This window comes from Chrysiogenia bacterium, assembly GCA_020434085.1.
Taxonomy (GTDB): Bacteria; JAGRBM01; JAGRBM01; order JAGRBM01; family JAGRBM01; genus JAGRBM01.
The window spans coordinates 1-1,634 of sequence record JAGRBM010000526.1 but is presented as its reverse complement, the minus strand read 5'-3'; the positions used below and the strand labels follow the sequence as shown (position 1 = coordinate 1,634).

General features: G+C 64.7%; 2 protein-coding genes. Both read left to right on the top strand.

Going from position 1 to position 1,634, the window contains the following annotated elements:
* Nucleotides 1–1,041: phosphatidate cytidylyltransferase (locus KDH09_17650; GenBank protein ID MCB0221527.1), on the top strand; the 1,041-nt coding region annotated here is incomplete at its 5' end.
* A gap of 1 nt (nucleotide 1,042) precedes the next feature.
* On the top strand, nucleotides 1,043–1,567 hold the full coding sequence (locus tag KDH09_17645) for a gamma carbonic anhydrase family protein (GenBank protein ID MCB0221526.1): 525 nt from the start codon (nucleotides 1,043–1,045) through the stop codon (nucleotides 1,565–1,567).
* The last annotated feature ends 67 nt before the right edge of the window (nucleotides 1,568–1,634 follow it).

The following is a 1,634-nucleotide window of genomic DNA, read 5'->3' as shown; positions in this document are numbered from 1 at the left end:
GCCGAGGCGCCCGCCGAGAAGAAGCCCTCCGACCTGGGCACTCGCCTGATGACGGCGGCGGTGGCGATTCCGCTGATCCTGCTCTTCCTCTATGGGGGCGGGCTCTGGTGGATGCTGCTCGTCTGCGTGGTCATGGGGCTCGGTGCGACCGAGTTCTACATGTTCATGGAGGGCAAGGGGATGAAGCCCCACCGGCTCGTGGGAATCTCCGCGACGCTGGGGCTCGTCATCATCGCCCAGGGTTCGAATGCCTACTACGTGACGCATCTATTGATGCTCGCCATTCTGGGCGTGCTCATGTGGCAGCTCATGATCCGGCGCGAGACGGCCGATGCCATCAGCGCCATGAGCGTGACCATCTTCGGCGTGATCTACGTGGGCTGGCTGGGATCGCACTTCGTCCTGCTGCGCAACGTGGGCGTTGAAGTGGCGGGCAAGTATTTCTCGCGCGGCGGCGCCGGCGGGGTTTCCAGCTTTCTCAAGGGCATCGGCCTATCGGGCGGCAGTTCCACCGCCGCGCACGCCGGGCACATTGAGAACATCGGCATGTTGTTCATGCTGCTGGCCATTGCGGGGACTTTCCTGGCCGACACGGGCGGTTATTTCATGGGCCGCAAGTTCGGCAAGACCAAGCTCGCCCCCAGCATCTCGCCCAAGAAGAGCTGGGAGGGCCTTGGCGGCTCGCTGATCGGCGCGACGCTCGGCTGCATGCTGATCAAGCTGGCCTACACGCTCCTCTTTCCCGAAGAGAAATTCGCCGCGGAGTTCGAGTACTACCACTGCGCGATTCTCGGCGCGCTGATTACGGTCTTCGGGCTCGCCGGCGACCTGGTCGAGTCCATGCTCAAGCGCGACGCGCGGGTAAAAGACGCTTCGGGCCTGCTGCCCGGTCACGGCGGCTTTCTCGATCGCCTGGATTCGCTCAACTTCACCGTGCCGCTGACCTACTACTATGTGAAGATCTACTACTTCATGAACCTCACCCCCGATGTGGGCGCGCAGGTCTCGAAGTTCCTGCAGCGCTACGGGATCGGGGGCTAAGGTGCCCATCATCGAGCCCTGGAACGGCGTCCATCCCAAGATCCCCGACTCGGTGTTCATTGCGCCGGGCGCCAGCGTCATCGGCGACGTGATCCTCGGTGAGGACGCGAGCATCTGGTACGGATGCGTCGTGCGCGGCGACGTGCACGAGATCCGCATCGGCGCGCGCACCAACATTCAGGATCTCTCGCTGGTCCACTGCACCAAGGACGTCTGGCCGACCCACATTGGAAGTGACGTGACCGTGGGCCACCGCGTGACCCTGCACGGCTGCACGGTGCAGGACCGCTGCCTGATCGGCATGGGGGCGATTATTCTCGACGGGGCCGTGGTCGAGGAGGGCGCCCTGGTGGGGGCCGGCGCGCTGGTGCCGCCCAGGATGGTCGTGCCGGCCGGGACGCTGGTCATGGGGAGCCCCGCGAAGGTCAAACGGGAGCTTTCCCCCGACGAGATCGCGAACTTCGGCAAAAGCGCCGCCCACTACGTCGAATACGGCCGCGGCCACGCCGCCCTCTTCACGAAGTAGGCGCTTTCCGCTAGAGATAAGGGACGGGGAAGGGGACGGGACACCGGTGAGCCTTCAGGACACATTG